At 37.7% G+C, this 21,938-nt stretch carries 20 protein-coding genes and 4 pseudogenes; all 24 read right to left on the bottom strand.

Going from position 1 to position 21,938, the window contains the following annotated elements; genetic code table 11:
* Positions 1-3: 3 nt before the first annotated feature.
* The 24 genes and pseudogenes from BLU30_RS06270 to istA all read right to left on the bottom strand — a co-directional run bounded on the left by BLU30_RS06270 (position 4) and on the right by istA (position 21,869).
* Complete coding sequence (locus BLU30_RS06270) at positions 4-3,306, bottom strand: SbcC/MukB-like Walker B domain-containing protein (protein ID WP_090244575.1); 3,303 nt, start codon at positions 3,304-3,306, stop codon at positions 4-6.
* Entirely contained in the window at positions 3,303-3,947 is a 645-nt protein-coding gene (locus BLU30_RS06265; RefSeq protein WP_090244573.1) for a DUF4194 domain-containing protein, read from the bottom strand. The genes BLU30_RS06270 and BLU30_RS06265 overlap by 4 nt, the downstream gene beginning before the upstream one ends.
* On the bottom strand, positions 3,948-5,372 hold the full coding sequence (locus BLU30_RS06260) for a Wadjet anti-phage system protein JetA family protein (RefSeq protein ID WP_090244571.1): 1,425 nt from the start codon (positions 5,370-5,372) through the stop codon (positions 3,948-3,950).
* A gap of 91 nt (positions 5,373-5,463) precedes the next feature.
* The gene (locus BLU30_RS06255; protein WP_090244569.1) at positions 5,464-5,946 is read right to left on the bottom strand and encodes a VOC family protein; all 483 of its coding nucleotides are present in this window, start codon (positions 5,944-5,946) and stop codon (positions 5,464-5,466) included.
* A 303-nt stretch (positions 5,947-6,249) separates the two neighbouring features.
* The gene (locus BLU30_RS06250) at positions 6,250-6,912 is read right to left on the bottom strand and encodes a helix-turn-helix domain-containing protein (protein WP_090244567.1); all 663 of its coding nucleotides are present in this window, start codon (positions 6,910-6,912) and stop codon (positions 6,250-6,252) included.
* A 204-nt stretch (positions 6,913-7,116) separates the two neighbouring features.
* Positions 7,117-7,398: pseudogene (locus BLU30_RS14500) on the bottom strand (iron chaperone); the annotation flags it as partial.
* A 75-nt stretch (positions 7,399-7,473) separates the two neighbouring features.
* Positions 7,474-7,737, bottom strand: a pseudogene (locus tag BLU30_RS14495) (DUF1905 domain-containing protein); the annotation flags it as partial.
* A gap of 496 nt (positions 7,738-8,233) precedes the next feature.
* A complete protein-coding gene (locus BLU30_RS06235; protein ID WP_090244563.1) occupies positions 8,234-8,932 on the bottom strand; it encodes a flavodoxin family protein in 699 nt (232 codons plus the stop codon).
* A 159-nt stretch (positions 8,933-9,091) separates the two neighbouring features.
* The gene (locus BLU30_RS06230; protein ID WP_090244560.1) at positions 9,092-9,676 is read right to left on the bottom strand and encodes a sugar O-acetyltransferase; all 585 of its coding nucleotides are present in this window, start codon (positions 9,674-9,676) and stop codon (positions 9,092-9,094) included.
* A 353-nt stretch (positions 9,677-10,029) separates the two neighbouring features.
* On the bottom strand, positions 10,030-10,377 hold the full coding sequence (locus BLU30_RS06225) for a hypothetical protein (protein WP_090244558.1): 348 nt from the start codon (positions 10,375-10,377) through the stop codon (positions 10,030-10,032).
* A 105-nt stretch (positions 10,378-10,482) separates the two neighbouring features.
* Positions 10,483-10,872, bottom strand: coding sequence for a RhuM family protein (gene rhuM / locus BLU30_RS06220; protein WP_340148135.1), 390 nt, complete (start codon positions 10,870-10,872; stop codon positions 10,483-10,485).
* Between the two features lie 286 nt (positions 10,873-11,158).
* A complete protein-coding gene (locus BLU30_RS06215) occupies positions 11,159-11,698 on the bottom strand; it encodes a DUF1697 domain-containing protein (protein WP_090244557.1) in 540 nt (179 codons plus the stop codon).
* A gap of 24 nt (positions 11,699-11,722) precedes the next feature.
* Positions 11,723-12,154, bottom strand: coding sequence for a DUF3795 domain-containing protein (locus tag BLU30_RS06210; RefSeq protein WP_090244556.1), 432 nt, complete (start codon positions 12,152-12,154; stop codon positions 11,723-11,725).
* A gap of 46 nt (positions 12,155-12,200) precedes the next feature.
* A pseudogene (locus BLU30_RS06205) lies at positions 12,201-12,386 on the bottom strand (VOC family protein); the annotation flags it as partial.
* 26 nt (positions 12,387-12,412) lie between these two features.
* Positions 12,413-12,631 (bottom strand): RhuM family protein, encoded by a 219-nt coding sequence (rhuM, locus tag BLU30_RS06200; RefSeq protein ID WP_340148133.1) that lies wholly within the window; start codon positions 12,629-12,631, stop codon positions 12,413-12,415.
* A gap of 245 nt (positions 12,632-12,876) precedes the next feature.
* A complete protein-coding gene (locus BLU30_RS06195) occupies positions 12,877-13,734 on the bottom strand; it encodes a KilA-N domain-containing protein (protein WP_090244553.1) in 858 nt (285 codons plus the stop codon).
* A gap of 362 nt (positions 13,735-14,096) precedes the next feature.
* Positions 14,097-14,576 carry a hypothetical protein gene (locus BLU30_RS06190; protein ID WP_143024210.1) on the bottom strand — a complete coding sequence of 160 codons (480 nt, stop codon included), beginning with the start codon at positions 14,574-14,576 and terminating at the stop codon, positions 14,097-14,099.
* Positions 14,577-14,629: 53 nt separating this feature from the next.
* Positions 14,630-14,888 (bottom strand): annotated as a pseudogene (rhuM, locus tag BLU30_RS14715) (RhuM family protein); the annotation flags it as partial.
* A 317-nt stretch (positions 14,889-15,205) separates the two neighbouring features.
* A complete protein-coding gene (locus BLU30_RS06180; protein WP_090244549.1) occupies positions 15,206-17,137 on the bottom strand; it encodes a hypothetical protein in 1,932 nt (643 codons plus the stop codon).
* Between the two features lie 52 nt (positions 17,138-17,189).
* Positions 17,190-17,420, bottom strand: a complete 231-nt coding sequence (locus BLU30_RS06175; protein ID WP_242873530.1) for a 23S rRNA methyltransferase — start codon at positions 17,418-17,420, stop codon at positions 17,190-17,192.
* Positions 17,421-17,661: 241 nt separating this feature from the next.
* Positions 17,662-18,330, bottom strand: a complete 669-nt coding sequence (locus BLU30_RS06170; RefSeq protein ID WP_278286242.1) for an alpha/beta fold hydrolase — start codon at positions 18,328-18,330, stop codon at positions 17,662-17,664.
* A 136-nt stretch (positions 18,331-18,466) separates the two neighbouring features.
* Positions 18,467-18,955: a GNAT family N-acetyltransferase gene (locus BLU30_RS06165; RefSeq protein ID WP_090244545.1), complete on the bottom strand. Its 489-nt coding sequence runs from the start codon at positions 18,953-18,955 to the stop codon at positions 18,467-18,469.
* A gap of 593 nt (positions 18,956-19,548) precedes the next feature.
* The gene (istB, locus tag BLU30_RS06155; protein WP_090244541.1) at positions 19,549-20,328 is read right to left on the bottom strand and encodes an IS21-like element helper ATPase IstB; all 780 of its coding nucleotides are present in this window, start codon (positions 20,326-20,328) and stop codon (positions 19,549-19,551) included.
* Positions 20,328-21,869, bottom strand: a complete 1,542-nt coding sequence (istA, locus tag BLU30_RS06150) for an IS21 family transposase (RefSeq protein WP_090244539.1) — start codon at positions 21,867-21,869, stop codon at positions 20,328-20,330. The genes istB and istA overlap by 1 nt, the downstream gene beginning before the upstream one ends.
* Positions 21,870-21,938 lie beyond the last annotated feature (69 nt).

Below are 21,938 nucleotides of genomic sequence, written 5' to 3'. Positions count from 1 at the left end.
ACCCTACACCTCTTTATGTATTTCGATAATCCCTATTTCCATAAGATCCGGCTGCGTTCTTAATACAGGTAATACTACTTCACATTCATTCCCTATAAGCTCCGTTTTATCCGGAGCACAGAAAATCATCTGGAGATTTTGTTCTTTCATAAATTTGAGCATGATTTTAACATTGGTTGGATCCATCTTTGCGAAGGGTTCATCAATAAACACAAGTCGCGTCGAACTGTTTTTTTCATTATAAATCATGAGTAATGCCGATAACAATATAAGCATGTATGGAATTTGAACCTCTGCTCCTGAGTTATATCCAGATTGTTTAGAGAGCTTCGCACGTGTAAGGACATCATTGGTCAGGAGAATTTCATACATCATATAATTACGATAGTCAGCATACCGTTTAATCCATTCCTCATCGTTACTTTCCACAATTCGATTAATAATCCCTTTAATCTCTTTTTCCAACACCTCATCCCTATCTTCAGGATTAGATGCGTTTATCCCTCCGATTATTTGTTCAGATGTGATGCCAAGTTTTTCACGTGTTTTTAAATATTTGGCATACTCTAAGATCTTCTCATAATCTGAACCATCTCTTACATATTTTACTTCAAAAGAATAGCTTGATTCAAATGCAAGATTCGCTAATTCTACATTAATTCGTTTTAAATCATCTCTGGCTGACTCACAGGACTTCAAGACGGTGAGTACAAATTCATTCTTAAAAATCGCCTCATATCGGTCGGTCTGTTTCTTCAATTTTGTTTGTATTTCTTGCCTGTCGTCCATCCAAATCCGTGATTTTCTAGCCTGATAGTCCCCGATTGAATGCTCCGTTATCGGCAATTGATTCTCCACTGTTCTAGATGCATTATATGATGCCTGTCCGCTTGTCAGATTATTCGTCGCTTCTTTTAACGTACGCTCTGCACGATTTCGGTCCTTTAAAGGGCCGCCGGTTCCTTTTTTTCCATTGGCGACATAACGATCGTAGTCATCAGTAGCCTTCATATACTCAACATTATTTTGGATTTTAAGCTTTTTTAATTTTTCTTTGTAAATATTAATGTCTTCGGATGCTTTGTCATTTTCCTTCCGGTTGGTCTCATACATTGTGTCCATCTTTGATTTATCATCATAAACATTGGCACGTTCACTATCTAATGCAGCCTGTTCTTTCTCAAGGTCTCCAACCCTCTGGGAAAGCTCCATGTATTCCATGTTGTTCTTTTGGGCCTCTTCCAAAGCATTGAGTTCGGCCTTCCTCGCAGAATATATTTTTTGTGCATTCGTATACTCCTGGCAAGCATCGAAATTATAGCGATGTACATCAAATAGTTCAATGGAACTTCCAAGGTATTCTTGCTTAGATTTCTCCCGAGCTAAGTTTTCCTGGTATTCTTCATATTCTGTGTTTAGTTTTTCAAGGGCTTTAACCGCTTTTATTCGATTTAACTCAATGGTTTCCTGACCTAAGCAGTAGAATCTGATCGTGTCAAAGTGTAAGAAAAAACTATCCATTGCAACCGATACCCGGCCCTCCTTGGACATGGCATTTTCATAATTTCTCACCTGATCCTTTGTGGTTGCATGAATTCTGCCCAACTGATAATCAAAATACTGTTTAGCCACCGGATTTTTTGTCTTAATGAACTGAACGACCGAGTCCTCTTTCAAAGTAATCTTCTTCTTCATCAACAATTTCGTATTGAATAAGTGGGCATATCTATTTTTAGAACGATTCAATACATCATCTGCGATATTATAAAATTCGGGGTCTACAAGGATAGTATACCGTCGTCTTCCAAGGTAGCTTTCAATAGCATCCCGCCAAGTTTCATCATGGAGGCCTATGACATATTCACAGGCAAATCTTGCCTCAGATTGTATCTTTTGCCTTTGAAACTCTCTATTGATTTCATCCTTTAGCGCCACATAATCCGGTATTTGAGAAAACGTCGTTTTTTTTGCGTCACAATCATCAATAATTTTCTGGTAGCGGGTTTGCCCCCTTTGATTTTCTTCTAATGAATCTTGAATCCTTGTAATTGTACCGGTAATTCCATCTCGATATGCCTCTATTCTTTTTGAAAATGCAACAATACTACTTTCCTTTTGAATTTTTGTAAATTGATCTGTTGTCAATGATGCTAAAACACTTTGCTCCAACACCACCTGATCTTCATTACAAAACCAGGCCATCAGCTCACTAGTCTGGGTTTCAAAGAGGATAAGGGCATCCTTTTCTTTTTCTAAACGTTCTTTATCTTCCCTTGCATTTTCCAAGGCTTCCTTTGCCGCTAAAATCGCCTTCGCACAATCCAGTGCATCCCGAGCATCTTTTGCTTCATTAATTTTTTTTCCTAATATTTTATTACGCCTTTCAATGGTCTCAATTTTGCTTTCGTCATCCTTTATCTGTTTTTTTGCCACTTCCATTGCACATTTTGTTTTTTCAATGGTTTCCGCACAACTTAAAGATCGTTGATATGCCTGCTTTACCTCATCTGCAAAAATGGTTCTCTGCGCTCTCTGGTGTTCTTCAAATAATTTGATAATCTTTTCAAGCTCATTAATTTCAGTATCAATATTCTCAAAATTTTCTTTAAGTCGATCGATGTTGTGCTTTGCTTCAACAAGCTTTGAAAAATCTACGATCTTTTTTTCCAGAACACTTTCTCGAATGAATTGGTCGATCTTTGCACTTGGATTGTAGGACATAATACTGCGAAGTTTTCGTCTAAAGGCCACCAACTGCTGTTTGCTCAGTCGGAGTCCCGTTCGCTGCATAAACTTTAAGAGCCCCTCGTTGACATCCATCATTTTAAGGCCATAGATTTTCTGCAATCCCTCTGAATTGTATGGAATAAGCAAACCATTTTCTTGATATGTGTGATTCATCCCCTCTAAAATTTGATTCTCGATAACATATCGACGGGGCGTACAATTATTGCCTGAATCCGTATTAATGACCGTTCCCAGGATAAAATTTTTCCCTAAATCAACCTCTTCCATTTCGAGAACGATATGGGAATAGACATTGGGCACCTTATCCGCAGGCCTCATATATGTATTGGCCGTCGCATCAAGCAATCCTCTGGTATAGGATAAAACCGTTCTTTCTCCGGATTTTTCTGTGGATTTATTGAATACAGTATCTCCATACAGAGCATATTTAATGGCATCCAAAAGAACGGATTTACCATTTCTATTTTTCCCGGCAATCAAAGTAAAGTTCCCAATGGGAACTGTCACCTGATTATAGCCGTACCAGTTGACCAACCGGATTCTTTTCAGTTTGATCATTCCACACTTTCCCCTTCACCATCAGTTTCCACAAAAGCTTCTAAATCATCCCCCATCGAATCACTCTTCAGATACTCTGCTGTTACCGTCTGTAATTGTGCAATATCCCAGCCAAATTGTAGAGATGGATACAGTGTAATAATGGCATCCTCGGTTTCCTCCTTGGGATCATAGTCAATCAGATCGTATTTTTTAAACAGCTTCATAGCTGTGAATAATTTTGCCTTATCCACAGCAACCTCGTAAGCCTTAATCTTGTCAATCAGATCCCCTCGCATGACGACATTCTCTTCTCTAAATCCAAGATTCTCCAAATAGACCTCCCAGAGTACCAAAAGAAGATGATACTGCTCAGTAGTAAAGGAGAGTACATTCGCACGCTTTAATCCCACCGTTTCCTCATCCAATTCATGGGATTTTAACATTGCAATTTTCACATTTGTATCAACAAATACATCGAACCCCATTATTCGTAGATAATCTGAAATATCCTGCCGATTTGATTCTCTCGAAATAAAGGCATAAAGCCGTTCATCCTTATCACCCACAATGAAGGTCGTGTCCAATAGCTTACGAATACAGCGTTTAAACAATATGCTGTTTTCTTCTTTTATAGAAATGTTTAATGTGATGTCGCTCATCTATCTCTTCCTTTTTATTCTTATATTGCTAATCGTTGCAATTTCCGTCTCAATGGTTCCTTCTAAAAACTCCACGTCAAAGGGAAACTCACAGCTTCCTGAATAGATAATACTGGCCGCTACCATCATAGCATCATCCCTGGTTCTGATTATCATTCCATCGGGTATTAAACTTTCCTTGTTAGCAAGCGCCTTTTCAAAGTAATTTGTTGCCTGTTTTATCCCATACCGATCGGGATATTCGTACAAAAGTTCTCTCGTAAGACGTGCCTTATCTTCATCAGATAATCCACTAACGATAATTCCAGCACTTTTTGCATTTGGCCTTCGTTTTTTTCGGCGTTCAATGGATTTTTTACCAATGTACTTATATGATTGTACTTCAAAACAGTTTGAGATTGACTGGAGTATTGTCCACCTCTCATCTTCATCGAAATTTTTAATCAATATGAGCAAGTCATTTAAATAGGTTTGTATATTAACATTGTTGCTTAAGACCATCAGAATTCGCACCGAATAAAGATTATAGTAATTATTTATTTTTTTATCGATATAGTCCATCTCTTTAATATAATGGTAGCTGATAAAACTTTTTATTTCCGCCAACTGGCCATCCACCATTTCTCGAGCTTGTATTTCATCGACAGCTTTGAGGCTATGATACTCCTTAATCATATTTTCATATACTTCTGTATCCTTAATTCTCCTGAGCATTCTCTCAATTTCCTCTATATATCCTGGAATCAATCCTCCCTTTCTTATAAAAAAATAATCATTAAAGAATGATTCCAACATCTCATCCCGAACCAGAAACTGTCCCAATTCATTGGTCTCTGTCATCTTAATAATGATACGCATAATTGATTGAATACTGTCCTTTAAGATAAGAATTTCATTCTTTAAATCCGATACACTGTCCACAACTGGCCGAAGAATATTTGAATATGGCCTGTGTGTTCTGCCATGATCCACAATGAAGGCAGAATTCAGCACATCGTAAATAGAAAAGATATGATTTGTTAGTGCCGAACTATTATCACGATTAAAGATCCGTTCAATGGCATCAATCATTTTTCTACAATAAGGCATAACGGTAGCAATATTATCCCCATTTCGACCAATCTCTTTTTCAGAAATCCATCCACAGCGCCTAAAGTACCTTAGAATCGCACTTGCATTCTCAATTTCAGACTTTTTACTGCTAATATTCTCATCGGGACCGCTGAAATTATCCTCATCCTTCAGGGCATAGGCACAATTTTTAAAATAAAGAATCAAAGCATCCCGAGCATCCGCTTCATATAGTAGTGGAACTGTCCTTGATTTTTCAATGAGCTTCGAAATACATTCGTAGTTTATTCTTTTATTCTTACAGCAAAGCGGTTTAAAAAAATGATCATATACTACATTATCAAAAAGTATCATGCGTTGCTATTTCCTCCAATACAATGTGGTGATCCCTTTCTTACTAGTATTGAATTTCTTTTTCAGATCATCGTATATATTTTGAATGCCATCATTCTATAGCTACACCATCATCCCTGGCACACCCCTCCACAAAACTGACCGGGTGCTGAATGATTTCAGAGACCGCTTCAACGGAAAGCCCCTGGTCCAGATAGCGCCTGGCTATGACCGCCATGGACTCCCCAATCTCAATCATATGGCCATCCGGATCATAAATCCGAAGGACCCGCTGCTGCCATTCGTGTTTTTTAGGGGGATGGACATAGACGATGGACTCCTGCCCTTCTAAGCGTTTTAAAAATGCATCGAAATCCTCAACCTCAAAATACAATTCCATATTATGGGATTTTGACACCACCGACGCCGGATCAATATCCGTCAGCCACGGGAAATCCTCCTGAATGGCAAAGCCCCCGCTAAAGGTGACATTCTTCCCCAAATCCATGACGACATCCTGGTCAAAGAACCTCTGATAGAATTTTTTGGATACGTCAACATTCTGTACCGCTAATAAGGGTAATTTAAATTTCACCGCATATCCCTCCCCATCAATTTTTAGTTTTTTTCATTATAGCACAAAAACAAATCCCCATACCTGTGTTTCAAGCACATTGGTAATGGGGATTTGAATGATTTTTTATGGTGAAATTTCATGGCTGCCGTTAAACCAGCCATTATCAAAATCCGATATCCATACAGAACCATTTGATTGCTATAATCGTAGCATACATATTTAAGTTTAAGGCACTTGCGTGTATACCCCTGGATTGGATCATTGACACCCACATAAAGACATGTTCTCCATAGATATCCAACTGCATCGCCCCTCAAGCAGCTAATGGCGCCAGGAACGTAAAGCTGCAATAAAACACCCGCCTCCACCGAGTATAACGGCAATCCCAAGTATTCCCGTTGAAGTTTCAGCATTGACTGCCAAAAGAATTAAGAAGCCTCCTGTACATAACAGGACCACCCCCAAACAAAGCCCTATGTAAAAGAAGCGCTGACCGCCAGTGGATTTCGATGAATCCGAAAATCCTGAAACGATATTTCGTATTCCTGTAACCAAAAATACGATAAAACCACTGAAAAGGAATAAAAACCCCATTGGCAATAAAAAGAAATTCTCATGTAAAACACCAGCCGCATCAACATACTCAACGGATACCGCCTTAATCCCAATACAGGCAATGCCTAAAAATAATAATGCAGCACCGATACTGATACTGATTAAATTCATCTTTGCCCGGCGATTTTCGCTGCCATCTTTTACTAGCTTTTTTGCCATATTTCCCATACCATCATCTCCTAAAATTAGATAATCAAGGGAAAGGTGGAAAATTTTAGTAATCGAAATTAGAATCTCGATATCGGGCAGGTTTCGATTGTTTTCCCAATTCGAAATCGCTTGTCTGGAAACACCTAACTGTTCCGCAAGTTGTTCCTGTGTCAACTCATTTTCTGTTCGAATCCGTCTGATTTGTTCACTAAACTTCATTGATTCCACCTTTTTCTTGTTGATCCAACATTACAGGATTTTTAAAAAAATGACAAGAAAGCAACACTTGCATCGCATATTTTAATGACATCGTGCCTGTCATCCCCTTTTATTCACTGGATTTTATCACTATTCTATCCTTTATCCATGGCTTTTACACTTCTACGGCCCAGGGGTAGAAAAAAGGGGATATCTTTTAGTGTATTATTTCCGTTTTTGCTCCTGTACCCTGAACTGTGTGATCTGACGGAGTAATTCATAGGGCATGGGCTTATTATAGGGCAGTTGTATGGCCCCCTTGGAATAGTTATAATCCTCCAGGCGATCTTTAAAGGCGTCAATGGCGCTGGGGGTCGGGTAAAAACCCAAGTGTCTTTTTTGACCGGAAAAATGTACCAGATTTCCGTTGAGGACAAAGGTTGCCATTCCCCAGGAAATTTTCTCGGTAATTTCCGGAGAGCACTCTAAAATAATCTGTCGCAGTATTTCCATCCGCTTTTTGATATCCCCGCTGTAGCTTGCGATATATTCCTCCACCGAGGTGAAGGCGGGCTTTGGTTTCTCACGCTCTTCCAGGGTCACATGGATCGAGTCCCCAGGCTGCTTGCCAATCTTTAAGCGGATATCCTTTCGGACCCCGATAAGATGGCTGGGTGTCCCCATCTTCACCACTTGCCCATCGTAGGGCTCTCCGTCAAAGGTTGCGTGTACCAATAGCCGGGATTTCCCAAAGATTGCTTTAATATCAAAGGGTACTTCGACATATGCTGCATCCATCTCTGGTTTTTTCAAGAGAATCGCATCAAATTCAAGGGCTTTCTTCATTTTTTTCTCACCGCCTTCATCTCCCTACACCATACCATTATTTATCTGAAATATCCAGCAAAAAACCCCACTACGCACATCCGATGCGCTCGGCATATAAATCAAAATTAACCGCCCACTTCCCGTCATCCTTTACTGTAACATCCTGTATCGCCATTCCCTCAAGAACCCATAAAAAATGCCATTCACCTTTGATTACGTTGGAATGACTATTGTCAATATAGTCAATTTTCCAAAATAATCAAGGGCTTCGGGTAGTGCTTTACGTTTTCCTTCGCTTGTCAGTGCTTCAAAGAAATATTCCTCATCAACCTCACGCTTAAATTTTTTTATATTCCATAGGAATTTTTCCTTTAACCGTATCCAATAGCGGTAACACCATCAAGACTACAAAATTTCGTCATGATTATCCATAACAAATTCTCCTCGTATCTTCCTGCACCGCATCATGTTCTAACCAATTCGTTTTAGCATTCAAATACCATGGGGGGATTTTTCATTTATGCCATGGTCTTTTCTTTCTGAGCCAGCCGCGTTCCTCCCAATATTCCTTTTCCCGGGGAGAGGAATCCCAACCCTTTTCATGGGTCATTTTCATGATGTTAAACATAAATTTTGTCCTGAGGCTGACACGAGGCGGTTTCGAACAATCAATTTTTCCGGCAAGGCGGGATAAATCATCTTCGATTTTCACTTTTCTTTCCGGTTTCACCATCCCCCAATTTGCTGCCTGTATGGCAAGACCGTAGGTTTTTATATACGGCACCCCCCAATAGAACAGTGAATCCTTAATCGGCCGAATCGCCTTCTTGCAGGATGCACCCGCTGATGCTGTCAGTACAACCGCACGTTTACTGAACATCCACTCCTTTGGACGGTGAACCATCCAACAATCAAACAGTAAATCAAGAAATGACTTCATTGCCCCTGATGGCCCAAGGCAATAATTCGGTGACGTGAAGATGAACAAGTCCGCTTCTTCCATCGCTTCAAGCATAACTATTTTCTTTTTCCAATACGGACATTTTGTTTCATCCTCAATACAGGAGTAGCAACCAATGCAGAAGTGTGGCATATCACGCGGGAGGAAAAATTCTGTGATGTTTGTGTTATCCGTCAGCTTTTCGGCAAGAATTCTTCCCATATGATAGGTACTGCCTTTATGATTTTGTCCATGTATCATTACAATTTTCATAGATCCTTTCCTCCATACATTCATATTTATCCTTTCGATTCCTTTGTTTTCTTTTTTGTTCCAACCGTGTAAACCAGGTTTTAAAAACAGGGTTCTGTTCATAGCGGAACAGGCAAAGACCATATATTCCTTAGATGAGTTGTTGTTGCCAATCTGAAGTTAGACATTTGCTTGAATTATTCTACATGGATTTCCAACAGCTACCACATTATCTGGAATATCCTTTGTAACGACACTTCCTGCTCCGATTACAACATTGTTTCCGATTCTAACTCCAGGTAAAATAACCACGCCACCACCTATCCAAACATTATCACCAATGACTACAGGAGCAGTGATTGTTTTACAAAATGCAAAGGAACCATCTTCCTTAGGCTCTCCAAATCTTGCGATTGCATTTTGGGGATGAAAAGCTGTGTATATCTGGACATTTGGGGCAATGAGAGCATTGTTTCCTATTTTAATACGATTATCATCTAAAAAAGTACAATTCATATTTACTTCGCAATTATCACCAAAAAATATATTCTTTCCATAATCGACATAATAGGGTGGTGTAATCCAAAGATTTTTCCCAAACCCACCTAATAAGTTTCTCAATAATGCCTCTTTATCCTCTAAATTTTCAGAAGGTAAGCGATTATATTCTCTTACCAAATCTTTAGCATTATGCCACATTGCCAGTAATTCTTTATCGCCACAATCATATTCTAACCCTGCAAGCATTTTTTCTTTTTCAGTCATATCTTCACTCCGTAAGCTTCAAATATATAATTTTCCGTTGGAACAATTACTATTTCAAGGGGCATCGTCCATTACACCATACTGACTGGTTGTTGCAATCTCTCCCCCCTTTCTCTACTAGTTTTGCATAAACATGTCAAAGACAAAATTTTTAGAAAATCCTCATATTTCAGTAAATCGGTCAAGGGTAATTCAGGGCATTTTCATACTGTTTTCTGTTCTTCGCTTGGTAATCGGTCAACGGCATTTTCAAAAAAAGGTCTGTTTATAGGGGAACAGGCGATGCCATTTATTGTAATAACGGTCATCACTGTAAATCGGGATTTGGTCGTGTGCCAGTTATGTTCATTTTGTCACACGATATTTTCACCTAATATTATCTTTGGCATAGTGGTTAAACATCTATTCCAACGTTTGTAAAACATCTCCAAACCAAGTTTGGAAACACACGCATGAGTTTCCTCATCTCGTAACGTCCAGTGTAGGACATAAGTTACTTTCCCTATATTACGGGTTAAACGAATAGGCAATTCACCTTCTTTTACCGCGTTAAAATCTGCTTGCCGATGTGTTCTCTTTATATATTTCACTTCAACAACCCCATCTTGAGCCATATAAAAATCAGCAACTTCTTTCATTAACTGTTCGATTTCATCTTGTTTTTCAATCTTGGCTTCATATATACAAATCTCATTAAACATTTATAGTTAACCTCCTTGAGCCTAATACCGATAATCTTGATTGACAACTTCAAATTTATCATTTTCAACCATACAGTTGTTCGGAATTCCCGAACAACTGAAATACTATTTCTTTTTGCCTTTTTTCTCCAACAGCTTTATACTATCCAAATAATCCTGCTCAACACTGCTTAATGCTTTCGCTTTGTATTTTCTATACTCCGTCTGCGCCTTCTCCATCGCCTGTAAGTGGCTGACTGAACCATTCCCAGTGAGAAGATTTTCTCCCGTGGAGGTCAAAATGCCATCGAAGTGCTTTGCCCAATCTTCCATTGTCATAGGCACTTTCCTTTCTGCCTGTCTCTCTGCAAAATCAAGATATCCGGAAACGAGCTGTCCCATTGCACGAAGCTCTTTTTCATCCAGATAATGCTTTGCACCCTTTGCTTCACGGAGTGTTGGCTGGTCTCCTGAAAAAGTCATCAAACCCATAAAATTTTTTTCAGTATCCGCCACCGCCTAATTCTTTCGGGGGGCATCGTCCATTACACCATACTAACTGGTTGTTGCAATCTCTCCCCCTTTCTCTACTGGTTTTGCATAAGCATGTCAAAGACAAAATTTTAGAAAATCCTCATATTTCAGTAAATCAGTCAAGGGCAATTCAGGGCATTTTCATACTGTTTTCTGTTCTTCGCTTGGTAATCGGTCAACGGTATTTTCAAAAAAGGTCTGTTTATAGGGGAACAGGCAATGAGTTTTATTCCCATAAATATCTCGATAAATTGGATGCCCTTAAAAATCACATTCCAACTATTTTTTTAAGCGTATTCGCCGTTCTAATGGTAATCATCTCACCAATTCCTGTGCTTGCTGTTTTTTTCCACCAGTTTGCTTTCGCATAATTCTTTCTATCAAAAGACCAGAAAATAACATTCTTACAGATGCATATCTGTTCCAGCTCTTTTGTTGGCTTACCTATTTTCTCAGCTATTATTTCAGCGACAGCAGGAAACATGACAAAAATCAGGTTATCATATATTGCTTTGTTCTCATCTCCCCACCAAACAGGGGCTTCACTTAATAAGTCCCTCAATTCTTCTTGTGAAATAACAAAGACTGGAATATCCAATTCAAAGCGTTCTTGTATCATTACCTTAATTTTATCTGCAAGAACATTTTCACTTTGTTCGTCAGTCGAAAAAACAACATTTCCACTATTGAGATATGTAAAAACATCTATGTGGCCAAGTTCTATAAAACATGATTTCAATTCTGCCATAGGAATTTTGTTTTTCCCACTTATATTAATACCTCTTAATAAAGCAATATATCTTTTCATAATTCTTCCTCACAACTTCAAATCCTATAAATCAGACGTTTCATCATCCATCTTTTCTTGACACTCGCTGCATTCCCTGTCATGAATTGAAATAATACCGCCACATTTTAAACAGGTATATTTTTCTTTCTGTTGTTCCATAAATGCTTCCAACCCATATTGACGAACAAACTCACTATTTTTCATAAGGCTTGCTTGATATCTTTTATTATAACTTTTTTCAAGATTCTTTATCAGCTTGCATGGATAATCAGAACACTCGAAGCAATAGGATAATCCTTTGTCTTTGATGCAGTCTTTTATCTTGCACTTACGACAATGTTCCGGCTTGCCTTTATCACTGTTCAAGCATCCGGCACATGGCCTTTTATGATCGCAATGTTTATAGCAAACCTTGCAGTTCATTCCACACGGAGCGAACATCATAGTATCCATATTTTCTTTCGGCATTTTCATAGACTATTACCCCTTTCAAAGTTTCGACCTCCTGACAAAGGAAAAGTTAGCTTTTCAAACACCTCTTGACATAATCCGCAGGAACATCCATCCTCTCAGAAACCTGTTCCTCCGTCATTCCATTATTAAAGAACCGTTTTACAACCATTGAAATATCCTCAGCAACCTCAATAATATGATAGTCCGGATCATAAAAACGAACAACTCTTTGTCCCCAATTATGCTCTAACAGCTTTATACTTTTCAAATAGTCCTGTTCTACGCTGCTAAGAGTTTTTCCCCTGTATTTCTGTATTCATTCTGAGCCTTCTCCATCGCCTGAAGATGACTAACTGAACCATTCCCAGTCAATAGATTTTCACCCGTTGATGCCAATATTCCATCGAGGTGCTTTGCCCAATCTTCCATTGTCATAGGCACTTCTCGTTCTGCTTGTCTTTCTGCAAAATCAAGATATCCGGAAACAAGCTGCCCCATCGCTCGCAGTTCATGGGGTCATCGTCCATTACACCATACTGACTGGTTGTTGCAATCTCTGCAACACCCCCTTGCTCTACTGGTTTCGTGACCTCAATGCGATTGTCTCAACATGTGATTGTTAGGCTTTTCTACACTTCTGCAAAATCTGCAAATATCTCCTAGCTTTAAAGGATTTCCCAACAATCTAATCAACTCAGTCAGCGTCATTTTGATTAGTCTATTTTTATTCTGAATCAGCATGGTTATTCATCTTCCTTTTTTGTAAGCATATTCAATCCCGTCATCGTTAAAGATTCCATAGTTTTCATCTGTTTAACTGCCAAATCGCGCAACAATACCAATCGCTCTGATTGTGTTTTTCCTTGTTCAATCAAAACAGAATTATAACTTTCCATGTTTGACAATACCAGCAGCTGATTAAGATTTGCATCATCACGCATATTCCCTTTTCTATCAGGATTTATTTCTCGCCATTGCTTTGCAGTTACTCCAAACAAAGCAACATTCAGCATATCCGCTTCGTTAGCATATGTATAAGCAATCTGCTCTTTTGATAATTCCGGTGGAATCAGATTCTCTTTAATTGCATCTGTATGAATACGATAATTTAATTTTGATATTTCTCTATTCAGATTCCAGTTTAAAGACAACCGACTGTTTTCATCTGTTTTTAACCGTCTGTAATCTTTCATAATGTAGAGTTGGAATTCAGGAGATAACCATGTGGCAAAAGACATGGCAATATCGCTATGTGCATAAGTTCCACCATAGCGCCCGGCTTTTGACACAATTCCGATTGCTCCTGTTTGTTCGATCCATTTTGTTGGTGTCATAACAAAACGATTTAGACCAGCTTCATTTCTAACCGCCTCGAATTGCACACGGTTAAAATCAGAATTATGTAATTCTTCCCATACAGCAAGAAACTCAACTGTATTTCTATTACGCATCCAGTTTTGAATCACAAATCGTGGATCCGCTTCATTTCGATACTTTGCAATATCTGTCAATGAAATAAATTCATTTTCAAAATCATTGGTATAAATACCTATATCAAAACCATTTGCATGAATCGTTTCCTTTATTGGTTTTTTAGCCATATCCGTCCTTCTGTATCCTTTCATCCATCTTATCTACCCGTCATTCATCTTACATTTATTGTATTGATATGTTCTCACACACCCAAAACCGCCATTAAGGTTGAGTAGTTAGTTCTGTTGTCACTCACAACACCAATAAAATTAACCCTTCTGCTTTGTAATCAAACAAACACACTCCACATGGCACGAGCGGGTGCTTTTGATAGCATAATCAGAGCCTATATCCTTATTTCTTGTGGTAATCCGTCCAAAAATACTACTGGTTTTGCATAAGCACGTCAAAGGCAAAATCCTTAGAAAATCCTCGTATTTTAGTAAATAGGTCAAGGGTAATTCAGGGCATTTTCATACTGTTTTCTGTTCTACACTTGAAAATCGGTCTTTGTAAGCTTTATGTACTCTGCAACTAAAAAGTAATTTTTCAAAGCTTCCTCATCCAATCCACGAAAGGCAAATAAATCATCGTGTATTGGCACTACTTTTTCTATATTTTCACTTTCAACATGAAATTCTCCAGAACATAAATCAATGCCGACAAGTACATTTGCCGTCTTGTAACTTTGAATATCGGGAAGTACACCTTTTGGCAACTTATTGGAATAACATTCATTTTCTGTAATATTGAGCGCCACTATTTCTTGAAACCTTGCATTGTCAAATATCTGATACAGATAATTCTCTTTGAAATATTTGTCTACTTCATATCCCGTTTTTCGGTTTGGCTTCATTTCGCAATAATATATTTCAAAAATTCGTTTCCATTCTGCAATCATTTCTGATGTTGGCTCGGATGTTAGCATTTTTTCCTCCTTCAAAACTCCAAATTTACCATCGTCAATCATAAAGTTTTTCTTCAGGATTCATGTGCACGTTCTGCCTTGAATTATTCGGAAATCCCAGTAGGAAGATTTTCACCCGTTGATGTTAAAATTCCATCGAGGTGCTTTGCCCAATCTCCCATTGTCATAGGCACTTCTCGTTCTGCTTGTCTTTCTGCAAAGTCAAGATATCCTGAAACAAGCTGGCCCACTGCGCGCAGTTCTTTTTCATCCAGATAATTCTTTCAGATAATTCTTTGCTACCTTTGCTTCACGGAGTGTTGGCTGGTCTCCCGTAAAAGTCATCAAACCCATAAAATCTTTTTCCGCATCCGCCACCACCCAGTTCTTTCAGGGGGTCATCATCCATTACACCATACCAACTGGTTGTTGCAATCTCTGCAACAACCCCTTTTTCTACTTGTTTCGTGACATCAATATGACCGTTTCTACTTGTGTATCATTGTCCAAACTTATATGTACACCGGTCTATAAAATTTATTTACATTCAATTTTATTAACAAATTCGAAAATCAATATAGTTTTTATTTTTCATTAATCAAGACTATAAGTAACGATTCGAAATGTTAAAAACTAATCATATCCCAAAATACCTTTCTATTAAGTTACAATCAATGACCATAATTAACATTCTATCTTTTAGAGCATTTTAAGCAAAATTCTTCGTTTATCTTTATAACTATAAGAATCATGTTTTGAAGAAAAATAAAATAATCCTGCATATTTTGATTTTCATTTACTCTTTGCGTACCATGAAGGTAGCTATTACGAATATCTAGTCCGTTGTCAAATTCGGACTTGTTAAATAAATAATTATAATAATCCTGTTCTGGTTTCGAAAACAGCGATGATGAAAACTGCACCATTCCTAATTTCTTTAATTCTATAATAATCAATTGATACTTTTTCAAATAATTAAAACACACTACATTGTGTTCATACAACTCATTTAGTATCTTTATCTTTTCCCTATATGGCGTTATTCTTTTTTCGTCATCAATTTTTATAATGTTATGATCAATTAACCAATCAATACTAGATGTTTGATAATCCTGAAACATATCGTAATAAACATTTTCTTTCTCTAGTAAATCATAAAACGAATTGTAAGTTTTTGATAATTTAGGGAGGTAATGAATTATTGATTGATCCGAAAATAATAAATGACTGATCATTTGATAATCATCCCCACATGGATAAATATATTTATCACTTAACATGCTTGGTATATCTTTAATAAACATATGCTCTGTTGACATATGTAATAGTTCATCGTCGATTTCTCCATCTTCGCAATAAATTTTAAATCTCTTTAAAACACTATCAATTTCAGCAGCAATATTCCTGCATTTTTCAAGATATGACGCTGTTCGTGAAGATTTATTGAAATTAAAACCTTTTGCATTGAATTCCTCTTTTAAATAAATGCAAAAGAACCAATTAATAATGTCCTCTAAATAAATATTATATTTTTCTAATTCATTACAATATCCAATCATTTGAAGTTGTGCCAATATCTGAATTTGTTGAAATGCAATTCCAGTATGATATGCTTTTCTGCCTTTAATTCCTAAAGTTTTCTCTAAAATACCCATTTGAGTCTCTCTAGAAACATGAAGAGATCTAAATTGCAAATCTGTATATCCAAATAAATATATAAAATTATTCAATAATGTTGGATAATCCAAATTTTCTTTTATCCATTTTGAACTATACGAAAATGATAGAATTCTATTATTTCCCATTTCACATTTTATTTCTTCATCCTGCTTATCAGAAAAAGCAACTTGTACACCATATTCAAATCCAGTTCTATCTTTGAATAAAATTTCCATTTGTTCATTATATTTTCGTTTCGCTTTTAATCTTAATCGATCTGGCAAACATAAATTATTTATACTATTAGATTCAAAAATAATTTTTAGATAATTACTATTCGGCGAGTTACTTGATATATAATTATCTAATATTATTATTTTTTCATCACTTGATAGTTCGGATGGGAAATATAAAGTTTCTACATCTCTATCATGCTTTTCCAAGTAATAACTTAACAATATTTCTGCACAAATCGGATTTATTTCCATATATGCAACTATTTCTTTTGAAAAATTTTTCGATAGATTTTTACATTTCAAAACATCATTTAAAATAAAATGTTTGTTCAGAATTATATCCCTAAATATCTCAACTGGAATTCTCTCATAAACCTTATATTTTTCTATAAGTTTCCAAAAATCATCTCTGTAATCGCAATTAATAGTATTAAACATGCTTTCCAGTTCATCTATATTAATATCTGAAAAAAATATACCCATTACTTTTGAAAAGCTTTTTACAATTCTACTATAATCATTCAGTTGTTGTTTAGTCCAGTATCTAGGATAGATTTCATTTTGAAAAAAATGTTGTATATTATATAATTCAATAATTTCATTAATATCTGTTATTTTTGCTTCCATCACAAAGTTACAAATAATATCTTCTATTCTCTTTACATAAAATCCTACACTTAAATCATTTACAGAATAGTATTTTACTCTTAAAACATCATTTGCATCCATAACTATCTCTAACCTTTCTTAAATAAACAACTATATTTCAGATGGACATACATTAAATCATCTGAAAATGCCTAAACGCATCTTTGATTGCTTCTTCTTTTTCCATTGGACAAATTGGTTGTTTTGAATCGTCATTTTTAGGTTTGTTATAGTTTTCTCTTTCTTTAATTCCACACTTTTCTTTTACTTGTGCTATATATAAATTTGAAACTTTAAATCCATACTTATTAAAAACATACTGTTTTATGTTGTTGTAAGTAGCTTTACATTCTGAAGAATTCAAACCTAATTCATCAGCATTTAATTCTATGTTGACATGTTTTTTAGTCTTTTTTTAGTCTTAGGTTTGGAAAGCAGTACTACCGTCTCCACATGGCTCGACAGGATAGCATGAATTTCTTTTGCATTCGGTCGTTTGTGGAAACATGTCCAACATCTCCCACCAAACATATCCACCGGAGCATATTTTGAGGGTATATATCCACTACATTATAGCCCAACATATACGGCTCACTTAATCACGTTCAATGTGCATGAAGCATAAAATCTAAAACGATTTCGTTAAATGTATCAGGAACATCCATATTTACGAGATGTCCAGCATCTTTAAAAATGACTACTTTACTGTCAGGTTCTTCTTTGTGCCACATTTCAATAGCTGTCAGCTCCATCGGAATGTCCTTATCACCACAACCAATCATCAGCGGATAGCAACGTATCCCTGTCTGTCTTTTATTAACCAGTTTATTCAGACCCGCAAGGTACATAAATGACCTCTTTGGAAATCGGATATTCATCTGGTAGAATGCTTCCTGCGCTTCTTTCGTATAAGCGGAAATCAGTTTGTTACTTTCGGCAAACCATTTGACAGAGAACATTGCTTTCAGCATCATAAGGCCTTGTGCTTTGCTGTTCTCTTTTTGCAGGGTAGAATCAAAATTGTTTATATCATAGCCGCCAAAGCATGAAAGCGATATCACCATATCGGGGTATTTATTTGCAAAATCCTGAACAAGTACCGCCCCAATGGACACACCAACGAGATGTGCCTTATATATTCCCTCTTCTGACAAAATCTCCTTCAGGTATTCGGCGGTTTTATCTATTGAATTACCTTTTGTTGTTTGCAGTGAACGTCCATGACCAATTAAATCAACAGTTATAACTGTGAAATATTTAGAAAACGATTCTATCTGTGTATCAAACTACGTATGATCAGCAAACGCCGCATGGATAAATACTGCCGCTTGTTCACATCGAGTATCTGAGATATAGTAATGCATTGGCAAATGCCCATTATTTTTGTGTATCATATCGGCTCTCCTTTGTTTAAGTTAATTTGCAAACCATCAGATATTCCGTTTCATCAGCGCCATCTCCGATGATCTCAAATCCTACATTTTTATACATACGTACAGCATAATTTTCCTTATTCACCCCAAGTGATGCCCTCTTGTATCCCTTTTCTTTCAGTAGCTGAAGCATCTTTCTCATCAAGGCCGTGCCAATTCCTTTGTTCCTATATTCTCGATAAAGGGAAATGGAGAATGATGGAGTTTCATCATCCATATGCCCATATTCGTCTGCAATTCCAACCCAAACTGCTCCGATTACTTTGTTGTCAACTTCAGCCACATAGCAATAGTCATCCGGATGGGTTCCAAAATCCTTGATTGCTGCATACATCCGAGGATTAGAATAAATGATATCTCTCGGCACTTCTTTTGTGTACCAATCCGGAATAAAAATGGCTTCATAAAGAAAGTCATCAAGCAAATGTATTTCATCTTTTCTCATTTCTCTAATCATGTAATCCATATATCTTTCTCCTAATGAGTTAATTTCTTTAATGCAAAAGCAATAGAATAATTACATCGCAAAGCCAACAATGAAGTATCTTGTTCTATCCCACCTGCATACCTAGAAATAGTGATACTCCCATTTATTCTTATACTTTGCTTTTAGAAAATCAAATTACTGTAAATTGCTTTTTGCTCTTCAATTCACTTGTAAAACAATCATACGATGCTCCAGTGCTCCACTCACCTGAAACAACAATAATTTTGTCTCGATTGTTAAAAATAGTCTTTTTCACATGGGCAAACAGTTCCTTATCTGGTATCTTTATTTGAAATGTGTATTTCTTGAGTATTCCAACCCAATAGTGCATCCTTTCCGATAATTCAGAGCACCCCTTTCCGGAAAAACAGAGCATGCTTTTCCGGAGGTCGTGCAGTTGCTTTTAGTACTCTGGTAGAACCTCGATTTCGCTATCCTGCAAGAGTTCCTACAGGATAGCGATGTAGTTGCGTAGATGCTGAATCTCTATACAGTCTTCATGACAGAATTCATCAGCTTCCTGGTGAATAGTATCATAATCCTGCCATTTGATGCATTTTTATCTTTGGTAGTTAGTCATTAGCGCCACCTTTCAGACTGGCCTTAAGCCCATGGCGCTCACGCATTGAGACACGCCCCTCAATCATGATTTCATAAGAGTTATGTACTACACGATCAATAATTGCTTCACAAATCATGATATCACCTTCGTTTCCGATACGCGTATACCATCCTTCCGGTTCGAACTGCGTGCAAAAGATAGTTGATCCACCAACGCTTCTGGCTTCACAGATTTCAAGTAACTCTCGTGCCTGATCGCTTGCCAATGGGCTAAGAAGAAACTCATCCAGGATTAAAAGATTGACTTTCTGGTAGAACTTCATCACTTTTGCAAAAGTTCCTTCACCATGAGCGACAGCAAGCTCATTTAACAAATCAGGAAGCCTGATGTAACGAACTTTTATATAATTCTTGCAAGCAGCAACACCCAAGGCACAGGCAATGTAAGTTTTACCATTTCCAGACGCTCCTTTGAGAATGATGTGATGATCCTCAGCGATATACTTGCCGGATGCTAAAGCGGTGATTTGGGATTTGTCCAGCTTCCGGTCGGCATGATACTCAATATCTTCGATGCAGGCATTCGGATAGCGAAATCCTGCATCTCGAATCAATTTTTGCAGTTTGTTACTTTTCCGTTTGTCCCATTCTCGATCGACCAACATACTGAATCGATCATCGAAGGATAAGCCGTCAAATGTTTTGTAATCCCTGCACTGATTTTCAAACGCATCAGCCATTGCCGATAGCCTCATATTATGCAGCTTATCAATGGTAGCCTGTTTCAACATTAGCAATTACCTCCTTTGAAGTAGGACGCTCCACGTGCGATACCATAGGCGCTACTCTTATCAGAGGGTTTTGATTTTACTGCTGGTGCTACCCGATCCTGCCCATTCTTAAGGATTGTAGATATATTCTTCAAACATGGGCTTGGCGTATAACTGAGTGCTTTCTCACATGCCTTTTCCAAACGCTCTGTAGAGTAGTTATCCGCCAACTTCATCAAAGATGCACATAGCTTATAGCCTTGCTGTTCAACCTTGTGCATGTATAAAAAGTTTTTAACAACCATGAGAGTGAATTCTCCAACGCTGGATCCCCATTCCAGAAATGACTCCGTATTGTATGCCAGATATTTTCTGTGAGCTTCTGGCATATGCTCCGGCAAGTAGACCGGTTTCAAAGAGTGGTCTCTTCTTACATGGGATGCGATTCGATTGTTATGGTAAAAGACTTCGATGCATTTTTCAGTCACTCGAATGTCAACTACCTTTCCAATAAATTCATAGGGTACAGAGTACTTGCATTCTCCGACATTTATGAGATAATCAGGTTGTATGGTGGCAGTTGACCAGACAGCCGTTTCATACGGGGTAGCCGGTAATGGCATGAGGAATTCTTTTTCTTCTTCAACAAATGCAGAGTACCGGCTTCCTTTTCGTTTTTGAAAGGGTTTTTCATTGAGTTCCATCAGCTTTTCGCGGATTGCTGCGTTCAGTTCCTCAAACGAAAAGAATTTCCGATTACGAAGTGCTGCCAATATCCAGGTTTCAATGACCTTGACCGTACCTTCCGCTGCTGGCTTATCCTTTGGCTTTACCGGCCTTGCAGGGATAATGGCAGTGCCATAATGCTCAGCCATCTCATGATAAGAACGGTTTAAAACTAGCTCGGTGCGTGTGTTTTTAATCACGCCGGTCTTCAGGTTATCCGGAATCAGAATTCGTGTAACACCTCCAAGGAATGCATAGGCATGTATGTGTGCTTCAATCCAGTGATTAGACTTCATGTCAGGGAATGCTTCAGCATAAACGTACATGCTACAAGGGAGACAAGCAACAAAAACATATGCGTTCAAATCAACACCTGCAGCTACATCGTATATTTTTATTTTATCACCAACCCAGTCTACTTCCATGACCTCACCCGGCTTACGTTTAATGCGAAGGGTTGCCTTCTTTGAAGCAGCGTATGCATGATACTTCTCATTAAACTGCGAGTGCTGATACGGAATCGTATGCTCCTGTTCGCATTTTACACAGTATTCGGCCCACAGAAGCGAAAGTGTGACGCCTGGCTTGGCGAGCTCACGGTAAACGCACTCAAAGTCCGGAAGTTTTCTGCCTTCATTGGTAGCTCGCTCCGGATAGAACAGCTTCTCAAGATCCCTGTTGGTGAGCGCCTCTGGGATTGGCCATTCCAGTTCATGTTCCTCAGCAAGTTTTATTACTTCAGAGACCTTGTTACGTGAACTATGGATGCTGTTTGCAACATCCACGTTGCTGAAGCCCAGGTTTTTAAGCCTGAGAATTTCTCGATAATCAATCATGGTTATCGACCTCCTTAATGAATTTACACAAGAATCTGTGTTTACATCCATTATAGGAGATGCTCTTCC

The sequence above is a fragment of the Eubacterium barkeri genome (genome assembly GCF_900107125.1).
In the GTDB taxonomy this organism is placed as follows: Bacteria; Bacillota; Clostridia; order Eubacteriales; family Eubacteriaceae; genus Eubacterium_O; species Eubacterium_O barkeri.
The sequence above is the reverse complement of the archived record's forward strand: the minus strand, read 5'-3'. Positions and strand labels throughout refer to the sequence as shown.